Raw genomic sequence first — 20,033 nt, 5'->3', positions numbered from 1 at the left:
TCAGCAACTCCATCGGTCCAGATTGCTTTGTAGATGTTTCACCACTGTGCGCAAGTGCGCGTCGATCTTGCCGCGAAGCTGCTCCCAATCGAATCCTTCCATGCGCTCGCTAGCATCTGTGTGCCTTGCCAGTTCGTTCAGTCGCGTACGAATTGCGGCGAGTTGCCGATTCGACTCCGCGAGCAGCATTAATTCACGGTTTCCGAACTGTGGTTGATTTGTCAGGTGTGCCCGAACCAACGCGGCAATCCATCGATTCGGCGTAAAGCCGTTCAGATAGGCCTGTCCTTTGACGCATTCCAGTTCGGCACGCGCGAGCCCTACTCCGATTCGCACTTCGCGCTCGCTCATAGGTTCGAGCAACCGCGCTATGTCCGGCGGCTCGACGGTAATTCCCACCGCCTCGGCCACGAGCCGGCGCAACCCTTCGCCCGGTAGCACGCCACGCTGCGCACACCAGGCCGCCCAGATGGGCTTGAGCGTGCCCAGTTCGACGGCAACGCGTGCTCGAGTTCGCGATCCCATGTTCGTCGACCTTTCAGATACCGCAGGCAACGCAAACGCATGCTCGACCGAACAGAGGTCTGCCGGTCGCACTGTGTCGATCGGGCTTAATCTCCAGTGATAAATCCGGCTCGATCACGTTCGTGACGGGATCAGTGCCAGTCTCGTGTAGTGACAACCATTCACGTTCATCCATGACGAACCTCGCCTATCGTCCGGTCTGTAAGGGTGATCTATGTGGTGACAATCCAAATATTGCGTATCACGCTATCGACTACCGCGGTGGGTCATCGGTGTCGCCCCGACCTTGCGTGCGCGTCTTCGCTTGTACGAGCGCAGTCGCACGCGCTGCTTTTACACGCTCCCATGATGCAGTCTGCAATGCGTCGAGCTTCGCGTCCATGTCTTCGCCCAGTCCCATTTCCCGCGCCGATTTTTTTAGCGACGCCACCGCACGCTCGAGCTGATCGCGCGCGCGGTCCCACGGATAGACTTTCGCTCGTTCGCCGTCGTAGCCAATCTGTACATCCGCGCCGTTTAAGCGATGATTTTCGTTCATCCATCGCAACCGATCCGAGACAAATGTCATCTGCGCCTTGGCGTGAAATACCACGCTTCGCGGCGCGACCTCTTGAACGAGATAATGCTCGGTATTGAACACCTCTCCTCGATAGGGGCCGCCGTGTTCTCGTGGTGTCGCCATCCTTAACGTGACACCAAACCGATGCTGGGCCAACGCCTTGGCTTCCGCCGGCACCACGTCGAGCCCATAAAGCAACGCCCCGGGCGGCCGACGTGATGGCTCGATCGTGCTCTCGCCCGCAATAGATTCACCCTGCAGGCCGATCCACGCAGCAGAAGGTCTTGCCGTGTGCCCATTGTCTGGCGTTCGCACCGGTGTTTCCTCGTCACTTGAACCGTTCGGCATGGTGCGTTGTCCCGCCTCGGGCGCACCTTCGCCCTTGTCTGCCCTCGCGCGCGCCATATCCTGACCTCCTGCTAGGTTAAATGACATGCTGTTCGCCACCATGTTGCCGCCCATACCTGCGTCAAGCGGCGCAGGTATGGGGCTGCCACGAGTAGCGCTTCGCAAAAGTTCACCAAGAGCACCGATTCCGCTGAGCACTGCCATATCGTTGAAGTCCGTCGGTACCTGATTGTCGATACGCGATCCTCGCGTGAACTGGGGAGCCACCAATCTCGCCCGAGCATCGCGCGCCGCATGCACGGCATGCGCGTAGCCCGCACCGAGGTCAGCAAGAACAACGAGTTCGGCTTGCGGATATCGCGCGCGCCAGGCAAGCGCCACTTTGAGCAGATTGCCGCTCGATAAGGCGGCAAGCGTGTACCATCCGGTTGCTTGCCATGCCGACACAGCCGTCGCTACGCCTTCGGCGATCGCAATCGGCAGGCGTACCTCGCCATGACTTCGCATCGGTACGACTTCCCAGCAGCCCCCAGCTTTTGCGCCACCCGCCAGTGCGGATTTACGTCCATCACGATCAATCAGTTCGAGCGTCGAGATTCGGTCCCCGATGCTGACCGGCACGATCAACACGCGACCACAAAGTGGCTCGTCGGTGCATTTGGGCACGTAGCCGAGCAACACGTGCAACTCCTCCGCTTCGAGCTCGCGTAGCCCGGGCACTGACTGGATCTGCTTGCGCGTCAGATAGGGATGGTCGGGCGCGAGCGGGCGCGCCCATCGCCAGATCGCTCGCGCTTCACGCGCGACGGCAGCTCGCCTTGCCTGGCTTTTTCGCGTGCGTTCGGCCCCGCCGTCGACCATGGGGGCGGAACGAGTCGCGGTGGAACTCGTACGATTGCCAAGCACACGCGAGTCGGCAAGGTCGAACCCATGCCGACTAGCTAGCCAAAACAGCGACGCGAGCGTCTTCCCCCCATTTTGACTCGCCGAACGCCACGTCACACGTGCGGCTCGCGCATCGTAATTGGATGCCGTTTGGCTCCACGCGTCCCACAGATCGAAGCCCGCGTCGCCAAACCCTTGCTTCACCGCAAACGCCATGTCGACCCAGGTCGTATAGTCGTCGGCCGGGATCGTGGACAAAGCGGCGCGCACCCGCTCTGCCTCGCTCACGAAGGGGCCGTTCATGAGTTCGCTCCACCCGCAGACACCTCGCTGGTACGGGCAGATGTCCGGGTACGGCGCGCACTTTGACACGAGTGTCCTGTGGCCGGTGCAGCCCCGGCCGTACCGGCTTTGTTATCCGACAAATGGTCTCGGGCGCGCGCTGTGTCATCGGCTGGCGCGCCAAACAACGCAAATTGCTGTTCCACGTATGCATGAGCGTCCTCGCAACTGATATCGTCCGGCGGTTGCGACAAGTCCTGCGGATCCCATGCCTGAGCACCTTCCAGATAATCAGGTAAAACGTGTGCAAGACTCGAGGTATGGGCGTTGACTTCGTCGTCTGCTAAGTCCACTACCCGGTGCTCGATTTGAGCAGTAAATCCAGCGATATCTAGTGCCGGCACCGTGGGCGCGTCCATCAGACGTGACGTGAAGACCGGATCACGCCAGTAGCAAATCCGATCGGCCAGAATCGACCGGGTATTTTCAAGAAGGATGATCTCCTTGTCACGACCGAGTTCTTTGAGTTCCTGCGGCAACATCAACGGCCGGCGCTGTTCGGAGAAGCTCTCACTTGTGCCACCTCGGCCCGCGAAGATGCCCCCTGAGCGGCTCGTTGTGCGCGAATGTGTCGTACGCGTGCCCAGCATCTCCGAGTACGCGTTGGCATCTGCCTGCTCGCGCGGCGCAAACAGGATCTGCATCGCATGATTCGTCACGATGCTTCTCGCGTCGGCACGGCCGTAGACCGATTCGAGCTGGGAAACAGATTGCACAATCGAGAGCAAGCGCAGATCGTAGCCGGCCATGTAGGCCACAGCTCGCGCGAGGATCTGAATTTTCCCGATTGATGTCATCTCATCGAGCAACAACAGACACTGGTATTTCAGATCGGGATTGTTCTGCGGCAGCTCCTTGGTATTCAGATTCACGAGCTGCGAAAAGACCAGATTCATCAGCAGCGCTGCTTCACTCAGATGGTCTGGCGTTACACCGAGATACACGGACATTCGGCGCTTTCTCACATCTCTCAAATCGAAGTCGCTCGCACTCGTTGCCGCATCGACGATCGGATTGGCCCAGATAGTGAGTGGCGCATTAAATGTCGCCAGGATGCTGGCCAGCACCTTGTCGTCGTTGGAGAGAAAGCGATTCAGCGCGTCAACACAGGCTCGGCTCAAACACTGTCGATCTCGCGCCAACACCCGTTGCAAATAGACCTTAAGCGGCATCCCGTTTCCCGAGGACTGGCGTAGTACCTCACCGATTGTCACCGGATAGTCCGGCGCATCGGCCACCTCCGCGTGGCGAGCATCGCGCCATTCGCACAGCAACAGTACGAGCGCGAGGAACAGATTACGGGCCTGGTCTTTCCAGAATTCGTCGTGTCCACCCGCCGGGTACAGCACATGGCTAATGGCCAGGATGTCGCCCACACGAAACACCCCGTCGCCGATTACGGATAGCGGGTTATACCGATGCGTTCGGCCATCCTCCGCAAAGGGGTTAAAGAGATATACCCTGTGCCCGTGTGCGTGCCGAAAGCCGGCAGTTAGCTGAAAATTCTCCTGTTTAATGTCGAGCACCACGACAGAATCGGGATAGCTCAGCAGGTTCGGCACGACGACGCTAACACCCTTTCCCGAACGCGCGGGTGCAGCAAGCAACACGAACTGCTGCCCCGTAAAGCGCAGATAGCGACTACGCCAGCGGCCGATGACAAGCGCTGGGTGTGGTGGTGCCGTGAGCAAGCCCTGCCTCATCACAATCCCGCCTTGCGAATATCCGCATCGGTGGCAAAACGCGCGTCGCCGTAAAGCGCCCGGCGCGCTGCCCGCTCAACCCATGCGTAGACGGCAAGCGCAGAACCGCCAAAGGCAATGGCCAGTCCGATGAAACCTGCACCGGCCAAACGCCTACCCATATTCGGCAGGCCGCCATCGGACCACGCCAGAAGTGCATCGACCCATGCCGACCAATGCGCGCGAAGCGGATTGAGGTGCAAGCTCACGTATAGCGTGCAGGTAGCTAACCACACTGCAACACCAAGCGCAGCCAACATCCCGATGACCACGCAGAGCGTGACAATCGTCGCGCGCCACGAGAACGAATGCCAGTCAGAGATTGGACGTCGCTGTCGCATCACGATTCACTCCACTCTGATTATCCACCTGCCCGATTCTGCGCAGCGGATCGAACCACACTTCAGTCATCGCCCAGCGTTTGCCGATCTGAGCGCCGTGCGAGTCGAGCACCGCCTGCGCCTGCATGTGCGCAACGACGTCGATCGTGAGAAATAACAAGTGCTTAAGCGATGCGACATCCCACGCCGCGGCTTCCGGGTGCTCTTTGGCCATCAACGCGAAGCGTTCGATGGCAACGCGCGCACTGGAGGCATGAAAGCTCGTCATCGACCCCGCGTGTCCGGTCGTCAGCAGCTTCAAAAAATCGTACGCTTCCGAGCCGCGCAGCTCAGCAAGCAGTACCCGATCGGGGCGCATGCGCATGGCGCTGGCAATCAGGTCTGCGGGCGTGATGCGGGCGCGGCCCTGATCACCCTTGCTGTACAGAAGGTGCACGCAGTTATCCAGATGCCCGATGAATAGTTCGCGCACGTCTTCGATCGTCACAATGCGTTCGTTCGAGGGCAAGTATCGACATAAACTGCGCATAAAGCTCGTTTTGCCAGATCCTGTGTTACCGACAACGACGATGTTCCTGCGCGCCTGCACGGCGTGCTCAAAGAAGGCGGCAAACTCGCGTGCATCCAGCCGTTCGATGAGCAACCGCTCTTCTGCATGCAAAGCCGATGTCGCCGTATCGAGGCCGCCCGGACAGTGCCACTGCGTCGTCTCAAAAAGCCCCTCGTCGCGATAGCGCTCGAGCGTCTTCCCCTCGGCCGACGGTCGCCTAATCGTTATCGAAACCGAGCCGGGGGGAACCGCCGGTGGCACAGCAATCTGAATGCGCGCGTTGCCCGGCAGCAGTGCTGAGAGCAATGGACGTTCGGCTGAAATGCCCTGATTCGTCAGGGTCGCAATCGCGACGGAAAACGCCATCAGTCGCTCGAAGTCGAGCTCCAAGCGCTCATGCGCTTGCCAGCCTAGACGAGTTTCAGTTAGTACGTGCTGTGGGCGATTGATGACGAGCTCGGTGACTTCTGCATCTTCGAGCAATGGTGCAAACGGACGCATCAACTCCCTCACCGACGCGTCGTCGGGCAACACGGATAGTGCATCGGCTAGAGGAGCGGGCGCCGCCGATGGCGTATGCGCATAAGCGTTCATCGCACGCCCTCCGGTTCAAGGGTGTAGACGGAACTGAAATCAAGATCACGCGCGAGAACAATCGTGAATTCCGCGCCCTGATTCTGTTTGAGCGTTGGCGCAATATTGATGGTCTGATCGAGCACGCGCGTAGCCATGTCGTTGCCTTGGGCCTGCGTGCTCTGATAAACGATTGTGCCGTTGGCATTGCCCCCGCGCGTGGCCAGATAGCCAATTGCATCCTGGCTCAGTCCGAGCAGCATCGCCGCGCCCACACGCTCGCCCCAGTGATTGTCGAGTGCACCGGCCACGCCCATACGACCTAGCGCATCGGCCACGGGTGAGTCGATTTGTACGATCACGCCATGCGGTGTGACGATTCTGGCCGACAGAACGAATACGCGCTTTTGCCCGGGCGCGAGATTGGCACGATATTCGCAATTGATTTGCGATCCGCGCTCGATGAGTACAACACGCCCGTCGTCAGAATAAATATTGCGAGTGACCGTGCAGGTCGAAATGCCGGCCTGCGTCGAATCGAATGCGGTGTCGCCCGCACAGTCGATCTTGGTGCCCTGACTGAGCAGCAAGCTGCGGTTGCCGATAAACGCGGCGTTCACCTTTGGCGTGCGGGTCGGAACCAGCGCCTGCGCCAGGCTCGAGAACGTTCCCTGATCCGCGCCACCGGTCTGTCCGCTCACGTGTGCCTGGGCCGCCCCTGCTGCAACGGAAGCTGCTTCCTTCATGTCGCCAGGCTCACTCTCACGAGCGGCAACGACGAGCAACGGTGCGTCGTAATAGCTGTGTGCCGGTCCGATACGATCAACGACCACGGCCGCGCGTGATGCTGACACAGCCGTCGATGGCGCAGGCACCGCGCTTGCAGCCCCCGCAATTTCCGCCAGCGCCGGATCGATCTCGAATACCTTGTCGTGCGTATCCTGAGCACGAACCGTATTACGCCGAGCACGCTCGGCAGCATCATGGCGGCTAAGCACGACATGAACCGTCCAGACGGCGCCAGCGAGCGCGAGCATGATAATCACGAGTGGGATAAGCCAGCCGGCTATCGAGCGACGGCCCTGTCCATCTAGACTAGGTAAACCACGATCCAGGACGGTAAGCGAATCGGGTCCTGACAAGTCGGTCTGGTTCGGCTCGCGATTGTCGTGAGGAGATGTACCGTGGCGCGAAGTCTCGTCAATCATGCTCGTTGCTCCGCAAGGTACGGCGCACGCCATCGACCGTTACACCGTGCCGGGGCGCTACGCCGTCAACGTCAAATGCGTCGTTCCACAGTCCGACCGTCTCGTCGCCTAGACGCAACACGAGGCGCCGAGCAAGCTCGTGGACAACGATCACATCGTGGTCCATATGCTTGTCCACAACGCGCTCGCTATCGTCGTCTTCAACACGAAAAACAGCGGGTATCCGGCGATTGTTCGGAATTCGGATATATGTGAAGCGACCGTCATCCCATGCCGCAGACGGTGCAATGTCTTCGGCATGCGGCATAACCTGCATCGAGTACGCGGTGTTGCGCACGATGGAAGGTTGGGAAAGGCGTTGTTGCAGACACGTCATGCGCGCCGCAATACGAGCGTTCGCTGCGTTGGCGTCGGGATACACAAAACTTACCCGGTACATTTCGCGCGCATTACCGAAGCGGGCTTTCAGCGGCAGCACGACAAGATCGAAACTGTAACTGCGTCGATCGGTCCGAATGACGAGATTCGTGTCGTGCGCCGCAAGCTTTGGTTTCAGATAAACGTCGTGATCGCCCCGGTTGGCGACGACGTGCCATCCGTCACGGTCACCCGGCGCGACCACAAGAATATGTTCGCCCGGATCCAGCTCGATATGCGTGGCGAAGCCGCGCTGTGCGATTACGCGCACCACATCATCTGGCATGAAGCGCACTTGGCGCACCCGCGCATCACGAGTCCATTCAGGTACGATATGAGCGTCGACGGATTGCGTCGCCACGCTTGCTAGCAAAACTGTTGCAGATACGAGCACGTTCATCGCGTCCCCCCTGCAACCGCAGGCTGAGCAGGTGATATATCTTCTGCGTCCCGACTGTACGCGGTAACCTCGAAACCAAAGGGGTTTTCGATTGCCGTACGCTCGCGCATCAGCGTGGCCGGACGATACGTAAAAGCCAGCGTAATCACGAAACGTTGTGCGGGCTCGCCGCTGTCGATACCATTCTTGAGAGTCGTGCGTTCGATATGCACGACTGCCCGGCCGGGCTCGTCAGGCACCAGAGTGGTGGACACAACTCGAACACGGTACTGTACCGACGCGCCAAGGCGTTTATCTAACGCGTCAGGTCCGCTATAGATTTGGCGATATGCGCGGGCGACCGACTCGTCGCTCATTTCGAGGACGCGGTCGTAATCCATCTGCAGCAATCCCCAGTCATAGCGCTCTCGCGAGCGGACATAGACCGCGACCCAATGCCTGTCTTGTATCTCGCGCAGTGGAATGTGCTTTGCGTCAAGCACATCGATGAGCTGCGCTTCACCAGTGACCTTGTCCACCTCAATCGGTAACGGCACCACACGGTAAAACGGTGCCATCACGGCAAGCGCGGCCACGGAGCCCATTGCGACGGCAACGGCTGCACCCGCCACCTGCCATGCTCGGCGTTCGGAGCGCGCCTGCAGATGCGTGAGCGACGTCTCAAAGTCGAGCGCGCGTCGGTAGTCGTCCCCGCCTTTCATGGGCAGTCCCCAACCGATGGCGCAACTTTACCGGGCGGGATGGGCGTCTGCTGATTGACCGGCACCCGATGAGAACCATCGGGCAGCTCCGGCTTGGCTGGCACACCGCCACAGCCTGACAGCGCTATGATCAGCATGCTCAGCATCATCGACGACCAAATCGGCTTCATGATCGTCCTCCTTAGCGTCCGAATGTCGCGGGCACCATCTCGTCCTGAAGGCGGCGAGTGTTGCCAGCGCGCTTGAGAATCAGTTCGGATTGCTGCTGCGCGATTAAGCGGTCCTCGGTATCTGACAGCGTCTTGAAAAGCTGCAGCTTCGTCATCTCGTTGCCGACTGCGGCGCTCTCAGATTGAATTCGCGCCTGCAGCTCTGCAATGCCTTTCGGGTCCTGGGTCGCATCGATCTGCCGCATCAGGCGCTCGATCCGGTCAAGCTCGGCCAGCTCGGTCTGATAGGCCTGCAGGCCTAGCGCCTGGTCTTGAAACGGCTTGTTCAGCGCGCGCTGGCAAACCTGTTGATCGATGCCGCGCTGGTCCTCGCAGTCATAGAGCTTGTTTTGTGCACGCAATGCCTTCGCAGGACCGGTAAGGCCCGCATATCCACCCTGCCGAATCGCTGTATAAATGTTTTGCCAATCAGCAGGCAGCGCATTGGCTAGTCCCGGTCGGTCAAGCAACGCGCCGAACCCGCGCGCACCGCTCATCGAGCGATACAGTGCGATTTCCTGCTGCACTTGCTGCTTTAACTGCCCGACCATCGCAATGGCCTGAGCCACGTTCCGTTCGTCATAGACGGAATAAATCTCCGCTCTTGCGGGCATGGCAATCGCACCGGCGACTGCAGTCGCAGCAATCAGAATGTGGGTCGTTAATGAGTGACGTTTCATGGTTTGAACCCCTCGTCAATCCTCGGTTTGATCGAGATGAGCACGTGCGGCGCGCTGATACGCGGGAGCTCGCGCGGCCCCGCTTGTGCGCGCAAGTGCGCCGGCGTTGCTTGTCCGGGCACCCGACGACGCGCTTCGGGGCAACGCACGCAGTACGGAGACGAGTGTGCCGCTCATCTGCCGGGACGCGTATCCCGCGACGAAGGCACCAAAACCGGAAAGGGTCGCGCCTCCGGCAAGCCCGGAGGCGACCGCCGGCAGCTGCCAGCCGATCATGGCCAGTAGTACGGACGTTACGAACATGCCAAATGCTGCCGCCCATGGCGCGCTCGCCTCCAGTGTCTCGCGCGCGGCTGCCGCAAGCGCATCAGCAGAAGTCTCGGGCGAAGCCGTCGTCACATGAAACGGTGCGAGATTGGTGGAGAATGCGGCAAGCGCGAGTCCCAGGAACGCTGCAACCAATACCTGAAGCAGCGCATAATTCACCACCTTGGCCGTCCAAGCGTCAAAAAAGCGCGTAGTCGGGCTAAATGCAGCGCACGCGATGAATGCAGGTCCGAGCGCGAGCACGAGATCAAGCAGCATGCGCGCCATGAGAACTTCGACGGCCAGCACCATCAGGAAAATCGCCCCGCCGAACGCGGCCACCAGACCGCAGGCCAGGTCACCGATGCCCGCGACAATGCCGCTCACGCTTAGCCCTTCATGGGCGGCCTTATCGAAATAGGCATCCACCACGAGGTTAAGCTGTCGGTCATAGCAATCAAGCGTGCGATAGATGCCGGCGGCACTCGCATCTGATGCGCTCGCTTGCACGAGCGCCGCGCACCCCGCGTTTCCGGCGCCAGCATTGACCGCCGCCGCCTGAATCGCCTGCGCGACCCCGCTGATGGCCCCGCTCACGGCGGTGACAACCTGCGCCTGATAAAGGCCCGTGCCTAGCGCAAATGCGAGTGTGGTTGCGACTTTCACACCGCGCCAGGCGAATGCGGGAACCGGTTCATGAGCCTCGCCGCGAACCACGGCCATGCCAAAAGCGAGAATCCAGATTGTCACCCCGGTTGTCGCCACAGGTACAAGCAGGGAGGAAAGCGCCGACGACGCGTCGGTCACATACGTTTGCATACCATTTTCGAGCGTGCCGCCCACCGCGCTGAAAAGCCCGTTCATCGCACACCTCGCTCACGGCTTACTGCGGTGTTCACATGATCTCTTCCAAGCGCACTTGATCGTGCTCGGCGCGCGGCCACTGCATCATGAAAGTGCGGCAGCCATGCTTCCGGTAGCTCACCCACATCGGCACGAATCTCATCGAGCAATGCAACGTTATCCGTCGTGCCGGACAGTACGTCGAGCACGTCACCCAAACCGGTTAAGTCCAGCCGCCCGACAGCCGAACGATGGCCTTGCTTAACCAGAAATAGCCGGCTGTGTTCGCCCATGCGCCGCACGATGTTGAATTCGGCTTCGGACAGCTTGAACCCATGCACGTAGTCGTCATAGTCAGCCGTAGGGTTCGGCAGAAAGAAAAATGTGGCTGTTTGCTCGACAAGTGCGCGGGCAATAGGACTATTGAGTACATCCGCTGGCGACTGCGTGTCGAATATACCGAGACCATTTTGTTTCCGAATCGTCTTTTGCTTGTCGTTTGCAAATTCTCTAAAAACCGGATCGCGTAGCCGCTTCCAGAACTCCGTCATCACGTAGATGAAGCGCCGGCCGTCCATCAAGCGCTCGGTCAGATGGAGCAACACCATCGTAAGGGGTGTGGACGCTTCGGGATCGTCAAGAAGCTCCGTATCGTCAAATCCGAGGAGACTATGGCTGTGGAAATCAATCCGGTCCATCGGATTGTCGAGCAACCAACCGAGACGTCCACCGGCACACCATTTAGCAAGCCGTGCATGCAAACTGTTTTCGCCGACGTTCGGTAAAAGTTGTCGGACCATCGACAATCGGCGCAACGAACGCTCCATGCGCGCGACCTGCTGGACGGCGCGGGAAATGTCGAGCTCCTCCTTAGCTGACAGCAGAGAGCCGCTATCGATGAGCTTGCATACGAGGCGTTCCCAAAAATTGCGTGTGGCCTCGTCCGGTTCAAGCTGGAACGGATTCACACCGGTCGGCTCTCCCCGACGAAAGACCGTATATTTACCGCCCATTGCACGAATGCCGATCTCGGCACCGCGATCCTTGTCGTAGAGCACGGCGGTCACGCCATACTTTGTCGCCATGGCGAGCAAGAATAGTTCGAGCACCGTTTTACCTGCGCCTGCACGACCGATGATCTGCGTATTGGCTAAAGCCTTCTCGTCGATGGCGTCGGTCTTCTCAGGCGTCGCGTGAAAGTTCAGATAGAGCGGTTGGCCACTGGGCGTCTTCACGATTGTGATGGCCTCGCCCCACGGATTGCCATTGCGCTTTCCGGTTGCGAAATTGTGCAGGCTGGCCATTGCGCAGAAATTGCGCGAAGTGAGCTTCGCATCCCGCGGCCGATATCGCCAATTGCCCGGCCACTGCGCGAACCATGCGGCGTCGGCCACAAGGTCGATGAGCGCGCTTTGGAACCCGGCGTCGGCCAGGGACGTCCGTGCTTGGGCGACATGGCGGACCACGTCGCTTAACGAGTCGCCCATTACAGCCAACGTGTAGTGATACTCGCCTAGCACAAAGTCACCGTTCACAAGATCGTTTAATGCATGATCCATCGCTTCAATTTGGGAGACGGCCACATCGTCGCCGGCGACAAGTTGATTACGCTGACGCTCGAGCGTCTCCTTGGCACTTGGACGGTCGAGAACGGTAAAGCTTTGCGTTTCGATATACTCGAATTCTGCATACAGCAATCCGTTGAGCATTCCTGGTTCGGTTTGCTCCGGATAATCCTTCAGATCGAGCATGGCCGCGTATCGGGTTTTCGCAGGCATACGGATTTCGAGCTTCTCCCGCTGAAACAGCAGCCGAGAGGTCGGCAGCGCTTCGTAGATTGGACCGGCCGGCACCGGCACCACTTCCCACGTTGCATTGACGAGATAGCCCAGCATCTCGAGCGCGGTCGAGTAACAGCGCGACTGCTCCGTTAATGGATCGGGACGCTCAACCACACCCAATGCGATAGGCGCCCAGGGTTTTAAACCCGATTCGATCTGCAAGGCGATATCTTCCATGGCTCGCAACGCGTCCTGCTGGTCGCGACGAATATCGTCAAACGTACGACGGGCCGCACGGCTAAATGCCCGTCCCAGTGTCGTGCGATGTGGTCGATACACCACGCTCAGATACAGCTCGTTGACCATCATTCGGTATCCGGAAAAGCTCGCGTAATAGCGCTCAGCCAACTCCTGACAGAACCGGTTGGAGTACGATGTCTGGAAGCGATCTACGGTGCGCCGCCGTAGCCGATGTGTCCAAAGCGCGATATGGCCGCCAGGAAGGTTACGTACGAGCTGATTGAATCCGATGTGGCGTGTAAGGATCTCGGCCGGATCGACCGCTTCGAACGCGATGCCGGGAATTTTCCAGATTTGCACGTAGTCACCCTCGCACGTACGAATAACCCGGTCTGTGACGTGCGAGGAAAACGGAATAAAGTCGGCAAGCATCACTTCGCGTTGCGCGACTGCAGCAAGCGTTGATCGCATATTCATATCAGCCTCTGCGCTTGAAACGGATAGGCCCATAGGCGTGAGCGTCCCAGAACGGACAATTGCGCTGATGCAACTTCATCCTGATACGCAACAGACGCTGGGTGAGCCGCTGATCGTCCTGGCGCGTGATCATTCGCATTGTCGTGAATACTGGAATGATCAGCAGCACGAGCCCAACGCCCGCAGGTGGACTGGCAATCAATACCCACACGGCAGGAATCAGCACGGCACCGAGAACAATCAAGAGCGGCACGAGCGGCACCCCCCATAGCATTGCAGGCCGGGTGCAACCTTTGAAGATGGGATCCGTGAGTGCGTCCATTGATCACTCCGTGCACACGTCAGCTTGTCGGAATCAGCATGCCGGCGATCACCGTCGCACATCCGACGAATAGACCGCCGATAAAGACATGCGCAATATCACCAAACCGGGCGTGTTGAAACATCATCTTGAAACCTGCCCAGATGATCGAAATCGAACACACCACCCCACCCACGCCGAGCAATGTATTCTGAATCGTAATCAACAAGGTGCTGACCTGAGTGAGCTGAGCGCTTGCTGGCACAGTCGTCATGACAGGTGCACTGGCCATTACAATTCGAAGATACACAAGAGAAATTTTTCTGCAGAATATATCAATCGTATTTAATAGGTTATTATTTAATATCATATCTAATTTCTTAATATTATCCCGTCTCATCTTCTATCACCTCTTTCGTTCAGAAGATCACAGCATCGGTTGCGGACTCGCCATCTCGCTGACCGCGCATCGTCCTGTCTCCGGAGTTCTGGAGCGCAGAAGATGCCGGCGAAAACCGCGGTCTAATCTCCCGTTGTGAAGCTACGGGGCGCACGGGGATCGCCGGAATCGGCTTTGCCTCTGAAGTCGAAGCGGGTACGATGGCCTGGATAGCATTTGCAGTTGTCACCACACGTCGGACGTATCCCGTTCGGAGGCCGGTGATAAAGTCACCGCTTTCATAGCATGACAACGCTGCGCGCAGTGCCTGCTGAGGGTCCGAGTAGACAACGCGTGCACGTGCGAAGCACTCGCTTAGAATCGTCGCGCCAGCGGCCAAGTTTTGGCAGACATTGAACACGTTTGATGCCGTCAGTCCATAGCGAGACCAGTTCGCTCGATTGATTTGCGCGAGGCCTGCACTATAGTTCCATCCGGTTGCCTCAAGCGCGTTGACCGTGGCAATCGCTTCGTCCTGGCGCCGCGGTTGTCTTGCCAGACGGCCGTGGACAACGCCGATTGCGTACGGATTGAATCCAGATTCGACGCGCACAATAGCGGCTAGCGTCGGTGGTGCTATGGCAGGTGCACATTGCTGAGCCAGTGCCATAAAGTCGTGTGCCATCATCGATCGCCCTCTATTGTTCGGCCGAAATCTCTCCACTATTTCGACATGTCACTCAACGCGGTTTCACCACAACCGCCGAAGCCGCCATGATCGCGGCGGCACATAGTCAGAAGCTTGTTCGTGTTATGAGTCGCACACCGCCTCGGTCCTGAGTGGTACGCGAACAGTGGTGGGAACAGGAGGGAATTTATGCAGTAGCTGGCAAGAGCCCAAATCCGTCTTGTCGACGGATTCTCCCGTCGAATCGAGGCGTTGTGCTCAGCGAGTTAACAATAGCGGATCGTCGCTATGAACCGCGCCGAGAGTAGTAGAGACTGGCCGACTCTGCCGCCATAGGGGGTGCGGACAAAATCTTGGACTACCTTGGAGGTAGTTCATGTATTCGTACGAAGACCGGGTTCGAGCGGTTCGGCTCTACATCAAGTACGGTAGGAGCGCAGCGGCAACTATTCGCGAGCTGGGATATCCTTCGCGGAAGAACTTGGCACGATGGTACCGTGCGTTCATTGAGGCCGGCGATTTGCCGGCGGGCTATCGCCGCTCCAGGCCACGATACTCCGCCGAACAGAAGCAGATCGCGGTCGAGCATTATTTGAGTCATGGCTGCAATTTTGCCGCGACCACGAGAGCACTGGGGTATCCGTGTCGCGCAGTGCTGGCCGCGTGGGTCCACGAGCTGCGCCCCGATATTCGGAAACGTCTTGTCAGCAATGCTCCGAATGTGCCGTCGTCCCCAGAGTTGAGGCAGGCAGCGGTCATTGAGCTGTGCACCAGAGACGAAGGTGCACGCGTGATCGCGAAAAAGATAGGCGTAAGCAGGCCGACGCTATACAACTGGAAAAATAAGCTACTCGGTCGTGAGGCTCCGGCATCTATGAAACGCCATAAGAATCTAACATCGGCCCCTGAGCGGACAGAGCTGGAGCAGCAGCTGGAATCGCTTCGACGCGACATACGGCAGCTGCAACTCGAACACGACATCCTGAAGAAGGCCAATGAACTGTTAAAAAAAGGCCTGGGCATCGACCCGCGGCTCCTGAGCAATCGAGAGAAGACGACGCTGGTTGATGCCCTGAGACAAATCTATGCACTGCCAGAGCTGCTTGCCGTATTGGGTCTTGCCCGCAGTTCCTACTTTTATCATCGCGCACGACTGCTTGTCGCTGACAAGTATGCTGGCATGCGTCGCGTCATCACAAACATCTTCGAATACAATTATCGTTGCTACGGCTATCGCCGGATACGCGCGGCACTCGGTAAGCAGCAGGTCTTCATATCGGAGAAAGTCGTGCGACGTTTGATGAGGCAAGAAGGCTTGGCCGCTGGCAGTTCCCGCCGGCGTCGCTACGGCTCCTATCAAGGAGAAATAGGCCCCGCGCCAGAGAACCTCATCAATCGTGATTTCCGGGCGGCAGCGCCGAATAAAAAGTGGCTCACCGACATTACGGAATTCCAGATTCCAGCTGGCAAGGCGTATCTATCGCCTGTGATCGACTGCTTCGATGGGCTCGTTGTCAGTTGGTCGATCGGCACGCGTCCGGACGCCGAGCTTGTGGATACCATGCTCGATGCAGCGATCGAAACAGTGGCCGACAGCAAACACCGGCCAATGGTCCACTCCGATCGCGGTGCGCACTATCGCTGGCCCGGGTGGCTCTCGCGGATGCGCGATGGCAAGCTGATTCGCTCGATGTCGCGCAAAGGTTGCTCGCCCGATAATGCGGCATGCGAAGGGTTCTTCGGCCGGCTGAAAACGGAGCTGTTCTATCCCCGGGGCTGGCAGGCTACAAGCATCGAACAGTTCATCGAGGCGGTCGACTCTTACATTCGCTGGTACAACGCCCAGCGGATTAAGATCTCGCTTGGCTCACTGAGCCCGCTCGAATACCGGGAGAGCCTCGGACTCGCGGCATAAACCAGTCCAAGATTCTAGCCGCACCCCCAAAGCGGACATTTCAATCTAGCCACTACAAAACAAAAATTCGCTAGATACAATTATGTCAAATTAAGTAGGATTCCATATTATATCACCATGTGGTGAGGTGGATGGCGCTCGGCCGTCGGCACCCTCAACCGGACTCTGAATAGCATATAACTGAGGTTGCACGACACATCGCTGTCGATGTCACCTCGCATGCGAATATAATCGCGATGTCGGAGTCGACGACGTTACGTTATACCCAGGGGTATTCTGCCCACTGGCCAATTCTCTACAGGAACTCCCTGCTAATTCATGGCTACCTACCTCGAACTCAAGGCTCAAGCTGAAGCACTGGCACAGCAAGCGGAAGAAGCACGGCTCGCCGAACTCGACAGCATCATCACGACGATGCGTGAACAGATCGCCGAATATGGGATCACGGCCGAGCAACTTTTCGGACGACGCCGCGCCGTGGCATCCGGCGAGCGTGCGCCGGTCGCGCCGAAGTATCGGGATCCGAAAAGCGGCAAGACTTGGAGCGGCCGTGGCAAGGCTCCGCAGTGGATTGCAAGCGCGAAGAACCGCGATCGGTTTTTGATCGAGCAGTGAGCGGGCTTGATCGTTGAGCACGACGCCGTCGACGTTATCGGATGGAAACTACTTGGCGATTTGTCGTGAGCGGACGGTCTTTGCCGCTACGGCGAATGGGCATGGCGACGTATTTCCGCAGGCGGAGATGATCGTCACGGCTGGATGGGCCACCTTTATCCGCGACGGTGTCGAAGTGTGGAACTGCAGTGCGCGTTACGCCGCTGCCCACTTTGACATTCAGTCGATTTAGGGGATTCCACCGGTGAGCCAGCTCGTTCAAATTGCACCAGGTGTCGTGTTCTCGTCCGATGTCCTGAGTGCCGAGTGGACGCGCAAGCATTGCAGGGACGACGGCAATACGGAGCGACGCGCGAATGCTCTATCCGAGATCCCGGGTAGCGGGCCGGCGGAGGAAAGCGATCACGCCGATCGCGTGAGCACACTCGGCCAAATGTCGTTGTTGTAACGCGCCGCAGATGGCGGCCACCCAGAACTGCACGTGCTCATTGTTCGATCGGCTGCTCGATCTCGCCGCATTCGCCGAAAAGGTCCCGCTGCCCCGGCAGTGGCGTCGGCGGCCGACCCGCGGCGCGCGGCCGCATATGCCCTGCTCGCTTCAACGCGCGCGTGATAGCCTGCAACTGCTCCCACAGTTGATCGGCGTCGGCGCTCGACAACGTGTCGGCCGCCACCTCTAGCGCGCTGACAAGCGTCTCGAGCTGCCCCGCAGCGCAAGCAAGTACCGGACGCGCCTGCGTGCGTGCCTGGCTTTCCCGATAGACCGCAAGCCAACGTGAGAGCGCTTTGCGCTCGTCGCGGGTCATCGCGTCTAGTATCGCGGAAGGAACCGGTTCATTGGCACGAAACGTTCCGATCACCTGTTCGCGCCGGCGCGTCCTAGCGGACGACTGCTTTGATGGATCGACGCGCAGCACCTTGATGCGGCGCCCCTGTTCTCGAATAAGCATCGCTCGTCTCTGATTTCATACGATCACACCCAAGCGTAACAAAACCGAACGTCATGAGCGATTGGCCGACGGCTCATATCCTATCGCGTCGTTGGTTGCCAAACACGCTCTCAATGAGCGGAAGCGCGCCGACGCGCAGCTCAATTAGTTGACGAAATTACTTCCCGACCGCTTCATGTCGTCGTCTGCGGCGAGTCCTTTCGGTTGTCGTGATGCTAATGAAATAACACTGAGCACACCAGTGGCCACGTCTAATCGTATTCGGTGTAGCGAGCCATCGATGGCCCAGGGCGCATTCCCACTCAAGTCTGGTCGCACTATTCACATAGGTCGTCGAGACACACTTGCCACCACGCTCGAGCGCAATGCTTTTCATCAACTCGAGCCCAAGCTTGGACCGGTCGCGGCTACACACTGGGCACCAGTGTCCCCGAACAACTGCCCCTGGAGCAGCCTCCCAGCGGTGGCCGTGTTCGCACTCCCATTTCAGCCGCGTCGCCGCATTTCGGTATGTTTCGGACAAGCACCGACCGCCCAGCTGCGTCGCCCGCTGGCGCATGCGCTCGATCCCAAAGCGCATCGAGTCCCGCTGACACTCCGGGCACCAAGCACCACGAAAGATTCTCGCGCCTTGTGTTTCCCACTCGTGATCAGCACCACACTGGAGCCTGTAGTAGGCTTTGCTGCCCTCGTAGACCTTCGAGAGACAAACCCCACCGTGGCTCTTCGCTCGTTCACGTAGCCGTGCCAGGCCGTCCTTGTGACGATATGCGTGCACCTTCTCTCGGTCCGAGCAAATGCGACACCATGCACCCCGCACGATCTCGGTACCGGAAGTCTCCCATTCGTGTCCAACAGCACACCGGAAACGATAGCGCTCTGTCAGTTTCGTGTAGCCGGTCGACAAACACTTGCCGCCTCTCGCTCTTGCCGCGGCTCGCATGCGCGTCATCCCATCCGGATCGGCCATGCGCCTCGAATGTTGGGCCCTCGCGCAGAGCACGCACCAAGAGCCTTTTCGCAGATTCTCGGCAGTCTTCTCGAAAACGTGCCCTGCCTTACATACAAACTCGAGTCGTGTGCCTCGGCCCGCGTACTGCTCCGAAAGACAGCGGCCGCCAGCCTGGCGCGCGAGCTGATGGATTTGACGAAGTACCTCGTCGACGCGACACGCCGGACACTGGACCAGTGTGTAGAACAGATAGGAGCCGCATCGGCTTGATTCGTGTCCCTTGCGACATCGAAATCGATACTGCGCGTGCCAACCTTTCCATTCTGATTCCAGCAACTTCAGTCCGTATGGACGAAGAGCCTCTCGCATTCGCTTCAACTGATCGAGTGACAACGTTACTGCTCCGCAAAATTCCTTTCGTCGGCCTACCCGCGCATAGAGGCCCAGAAGTCGACAACCCTCAACGAATGATTCTCACAAGTTACTCTAGTGAAATCGAGGCCAGCCATACAATGCTCCGGCTAGTCACCGGAAGTTGTGAAATCCTACTTCTCAGATTGCGAAATTACCTCTCCGAAATCGAACCCTTTTAATTTATTTTGCTCTACAAGCTCTCTAAAACGCTCGGATACAAATACTGTAGCAGGACTTTCTTTTAGGCGAAATATATCAGCTCCTTCAATGCGACTCTTCAGAAGAAATATTTTATTAAAAACCATCGCCTGAGGATAGACTTTGAATTTTGATGCATCCATATCGACAGCATTCTCTATCACCCGGGTTACATGAAATCCGAACATGTCTTTTATCGGGGCCTCGACCTGCAATATCTCCCCGCTGTCACGAAGTACCGGCGCCAATACATCCAGCGCCCTCTCACTAAGCACGAGAAACGGAGATAGCATCGTATGAACGTCGCTAGTCTTTTTTCTGCGCGAAGTGCCCCACGTAAGCTTAACGGGGTCATAATCTTGACCAAACCCTTGCCCGCATAAAGCGGTTGCTCGTATAGCTACGCTCTTGTCATATGCGATTTCACCATCATCGTCGACTTGGACGAGTGGCTGAAATTCCTCATCCTGCCTCATGCCATAAATATTACCCAT

General features: G+C 58.4%; 19 protein-coding genes. 2 read left to right on the top strand and 17 right to left on the bottom strand.

All coding sequences use genetic code 11. The features are described 5' to 3' along the window. The 15 genes from CFB46_RS20735 to CFB46_RS20670 form a co-directional block, all read right to left on the bottom strand. Window positions 1-525, bottom strand: a complete 525-nt coding sequence (locus CFB46_RS20735) for a hypothetical protein (RefSeq protein WP_080681221.1) — start codon at window positions 523-525, stop codon at window positions 1-3. Window positions 526-778: 253 nt separating this feature from the next. Beyond that, window positions 779-2,620 carry a PriCT-2 domain-containing protein gene (locus CFB46_RS20730; protein ID WP_080681220.1) on the bottom strand — a complete coding sequence of 614 codons (1,842 nt, stop codon included), beginning with the start codon at window positions 2,618-2,620 and terminating at the stop codon, window positions 779-781. Then, entirely contained in the window at window positions 2,617-4,362 is a 1,746-nt protein-coding gene (locus CFB46_RS20725; RefSeq protein WP_089501088.1) for a type IV secretory system conjugative DNA transfer family protein, read from the bottom strand. Before CFB46_RS20725 ends, CFB46_RS20730 begins: the two co-directional genes overlap by 4 nt. Next, a complete protein-coding gene (locus CFB46_RS20720; protein WP_089501087.1) occupies window positions 4,362-4,742 on the bottom strand; it encodes a hypothetical protein in 381 nt (126 codons plus the stop codon). Before CFB46_RS20720 ends, CFB46_RS20725 begins: the two co-directional genes overlap by 1 nt. Further along, on the bottom strand, window positions 4,717-5,886 hold the full coding sequence (virB11, locus tag CFB46_RS20715; protein WP_179235091.1) for a P-type DNA transfer ATPase VirB11: 1,170 nt from the start codon (window positions 5,884-5,886) through the stop codon (window positions 4,717-4,719). The genes CFB46_RS20720 and virB11 overlap by 26 nt, the downstream gene beginning before the upstream one ends. Then, window positions 5,883-7,073 (bottom strand): type IV secretion system protein VirB10, encoded by a 1,191-nt coding sequence (gene virB10, locus CFB46_RS20710; protein ID WP_089501086.1) that lies wholly within the window; start codon window positions 7,071-7,073, stop codon window positions 5,883-5,885. Before virB10 ends, virB11 begins: the two co-directional genes overlap by 4 nt. After that, a complete protein-coding gene (locus tag CFB46_RS20705; protein ID WP_089501085.1) occupies window positions 7,066-7,890 on the bottom strand; it encodes a TrbG/VirB9 family P-type conjugative transfer protein in 825 nt (274 codons plus the stop codon). Before CFB46_RS20705 ends, virB10 begins: the two co-directional genes overlap by 8 nt. Further along, complete coding sequence (locus tag CFB46_RS20700) at window positions 7,887-8,591, bottom strand: virB8 family protein (RefSeq protein ID WP_089501084.1); 705 nt, start codon at window positions 8,589-8,591, stop codon at window positions 7,887-7,889. Before CFB46_RS20700 ends, CFB46_RS20705 begins: the two co-directional genes overlap by 4 nt. Beyond that, entirely contained in the window at window positions 8,588-8,761 is a 174-nt protein-coding gene (locus CFB46_RS35975) for a hypothetical protein (RefSeq protein WP_158683389.1), read from the bottom strand. The genes CFB46_RS20700 and CFB46_RS35975 overlap by 4 nt, the downstream gene beginning before the upstream one ends. A gap of 11 nt (window positions 8,762-8,772) precedes the next feature. Further along, on the bottom strand, window positions 8,773-9,480 hold the full coding sequence (locus tag CFB46_RS20695; RefSeq protein ID WP_089501083.1) for a type IV secretion system protein: 708 nt from the start codon (window positions 9,478-9,480) through the stop codon (window positions 8,773-8,775). 15 nt (window positions 9,481-9,495) lie between these two features. Beyond that, window positions 9,496-10,650 carry a type IV secretion system protein gene (locus CFB46_RS20690; protein WP_089501082.1) on the bottom strand — a complete coding sequence of 385 codons (1,155 nt, stop codon included), beginning with the start codon at window positions 10,648-10,650 and terminating at the stop codon, window positions 9,496-9,498. Beyond that, window positions 10,647-13,121, bottom strand: a complete 2,475-nt coding sequence (locus CFB46_RS20685) for a VirB4 family type IV secretion/conjugal transfer ATPase (protein WP_373558200.1) — start codon at window positions 13,119-13,121, stop codon at window positions 10,647-10,649. The genes CFB46_RS20690 and CFB46_RS20685 overlap by 4 nt, the downstream gene beginning before the upstream one ends. 7 nt (window positions 13,122-13,128) lie before the next feature. Next, window positions 13,129-13,449, bottom strand: coding sequence for a type IV secretion system protein VirB3 (locus tag CFB46_RS20680; protein WP_089501080.1), 321 nt, complete (start codon window positions 13,447-13,449; stop codon window positions 13,129-13,131). Between the two features lie 19 nt (window positions 13,450-13,468). Beyond that, window positions 13,469-13,798: a TrbC/VirB2 family protein gene (locus CFB46_RS20675; protein WP_089501079.1), complete on the bottom strand. Its 330-nt coding sequence runs from the start codon at window positions 13,796-13,798 to the stop codon at window positions 13,469-13,471. Window positions 13,799-13,847: 49 nt separating this feature from the next. After that, window positions 13,848-14,495, bottom strand: coding sequence for a lytic transglycosylase domain-containing protein (locus tag CFB46_RS20670; RefSeq protein WP_089501078.1), 648 nt, complete (start codon window positions 14,493-14,495; stop codon window positions 13,848-13,850). A 376-nt stretch (window positions 14,496-14,871) separates the two neighbouring features. On the opposite strand from CFB46_RS20670, the gene CFB46_RS20665 reads away from it, so the two are divergent. Both CFB46_RS20665 and CFB46_RS20660 read left to right on the top strand, forming a co-directional pair. Continuing rightward, window positions 14,872-16,410, top strand: a complete 1,539-nt coding sequence (locus CFB46_RS20665; RefSeq protein WP_089501077.1) for an IS3 family transposase — start codon at window positions 14,872-14,874, stop codon at window positions 16,408-16,410. 318 nt (window positions 16,411-16,728) lie between these two features. Further along, window positions 16,729-17,025: an H-NS histone family protein gene (locus CFB46_RS20660; RefSeq protein WP_089501076.1), complete on the top strand. Its 297-nt coding sequence runs from the start codon at window positions 16,729-16,731 to the stop codon at window positions 17,023-17,025. Between the two features lie 485 nt (window positions 17,026-17,510). Here the strand turns inward: CFB46_RS20660 and CFB46_RS20645 are convergent, their stop codons facing one another. Both CFB46_RS20645 and CFB46_RS20635 read right to left on the bottom strand, forming a co-directional pair. Further along, the gene (locus CFB46_RS20645) at window positions 17,511-17,975 is read right to left on the bottom strand and encodes a hypothetical protein (protein ID WP_089501073.1); all 465 of its coding nucleotides are present in this window, start codon (window positions 17,973-17,975) and stop codon (window positions 17,511-17,513) included. A 1,497-nt stretch (window positions 17,976-19,472) separates the two neighbouring features. Next, complete coding sequence (locus CFB46_RS20635; protein ID WP_089501071.1) at window positions 19,473-20,033, bottom strand: imm11 family protein; 561 nt, start codon at window positions 20,031-20,033, stop codon at window positions 19,473-19,475.

The sequence above is a fragment of the Burkholderia sp. HI2761 genome (assembly GCF_002223355.1).
In the GTDB taxonomy this organism is placed as follows: domain Bacteria; phylum Pseudomonadota; class Gammaproteobacteria; order Burkholderiales; family Burkholderiaceae; genus Burkholderia.
The sequence above is the reverse complement of the archived record's forward strand: the minus strand, read 5'-3'. Positions and strand labels throughout refer to the sequence as shown.

What these genes read in the sequence shown, in the direction of transcription:
- CFB46_RS20730 (WP_080681220.1), bottom strand. Translation starts at nt 2,620, where the DNA reads ATGAACGGCCCCTTCGTGAGCGAGGCAGAGCGGGTGCGCGCCGCTTTG.
- CFB46_RS20720 (WP_089501087.1), bottom strand. Translation starts at nt 4,742, where the DNA reads ATGCGACAGCGACGTCCAATCTCTGACTGGCATTCGTTCTCGTGGCGC.
- CFB46_RS20725 (WP_089501088.1), bottom strand. Translation starts at nt 4,362, where the DNA reads ATGAGGCAGGGCTTGCTCACGGCACCACCACACCCAGCGCTTGTCATC.
- CFB46_RS20660 (WP_089501076.1), top strand. Translation starts at nt 16,729, where the DNA reads ATGGCTACCTACCTCGAACTCAAGGCTCAAGCTGAAGCACTGGCACAG.
- CFB46_RS20705 (WP_089501085.1), bottom strand. Translation starts at nt 7,890, where the DNA reads ATGAACGTGCTCGTATCTGCAACAGTTTTGCTAGCAAGCGTGGCGACG.
- CFB46_RS20685 (WP_373558200.1), bottom strand. Translation starts at nt 13,121, where the DNA reads ATGCGATCAACGCTTGCTGCAGTCGCGCAACGCGAAGTGATGCTTGCC.
- CFB46_RS20690 (WP_089501082.1), bottom strand. Translation starts at nt 10,650, where the DNA reads ATGAACGGGCTTTTCAGCGCGGTGGGCGGCACGCTCGAAAATGGTATG.
- CFB46_RS20675 (WP_089501079.1), bottom strand. Translation starts at nt 13,798, where the DNA reads ATGATATTAAATAATAACCTATTAAATACGATTGATATATTCTGCAGA.
- CFB46_RS20700 (WP_089501084.1), bottom strand. Translation starts at nt 8,591, where the DNA reads ATGAAAGGCGGGGACGACTACCGACGCGCGCTCGACTTTGAGACGTCG.
- CFB46_RS20665 (WP_089501077.1), top strand. Translation starts at nt 14,872, where the DNA reads ATGTATTCGTACGAAGACCGGGTTCGAGCGGTTCGGCTCTACATCAAG.
- CFB46_RS20735 (WP_080681221.1), bottom strand. Translation starts at nt 525, where the DNA reads ATGGGATCGCGAACTCGAGCACGCGTTGCCGTCGAACTGGGCACGCTC.
- CFB46_RS20670 (WP_089501078.1), bottom strand. Translation starts at nt 14,495, where the DNA reads ATGATGGCACACGACTTTATGGCACTGGCTCAGCAATGTGCACCTGCC.
- CFB46_RS35975 (WP_158683389.1), bottom strand. Translation starts at nt 8,761, where the DNA reads ATGAAGCCGATTTGGTCGTCGATGATGCTGAGCATGCTGATCATAGCG.
- CFB46_RS20695 (WP_089501083.1), bottom strand. Translation starts at nt 9,480, where the DNA reads ATGAAACGTCACTCATTAACGACCCACATTCTGATTGCTGCGACTGCA.
- CFB46_RS20680 (WP_089501080.1), bottom strand. Translation starts at nt 13,449, where the DNA reads ATGGACGCACTCACGGATCCCATCTTCAAAGGTTGCACCCGGCCTGCA.
- virB10 (WP_089501086.1), bottom strand. Translation starts at nt 7,073, where the DNA reads ATGATTGACGAGACTTCGCGCCACGGTACATCTCCTCACGACAATCGC.
- virB11 (WP_179235091.1), bottom strand. Translation starts at nt 5,886, where the DNA reads ATGAACGCTTATGCGCATACGCCATCGGCGGCGCCCGCTCCTCTAGCC.
- CFB46_RS20645 (WP_089501073.1), bottom strand. Translation starts at nt 17,975, where the DNA reads ATGCTTATTCGAGAACAGGGGCGCCGCATCAAGGTGCTGCGCGTCGAT.
- CFB46_RS20635 (WP_089501071.1), bottom strand. Translation starts at nt 20,033, where the DNA reads ATGGGTAATATTTATGGCATGAGGCAGGATGAGGAATTTCAGCCACTC.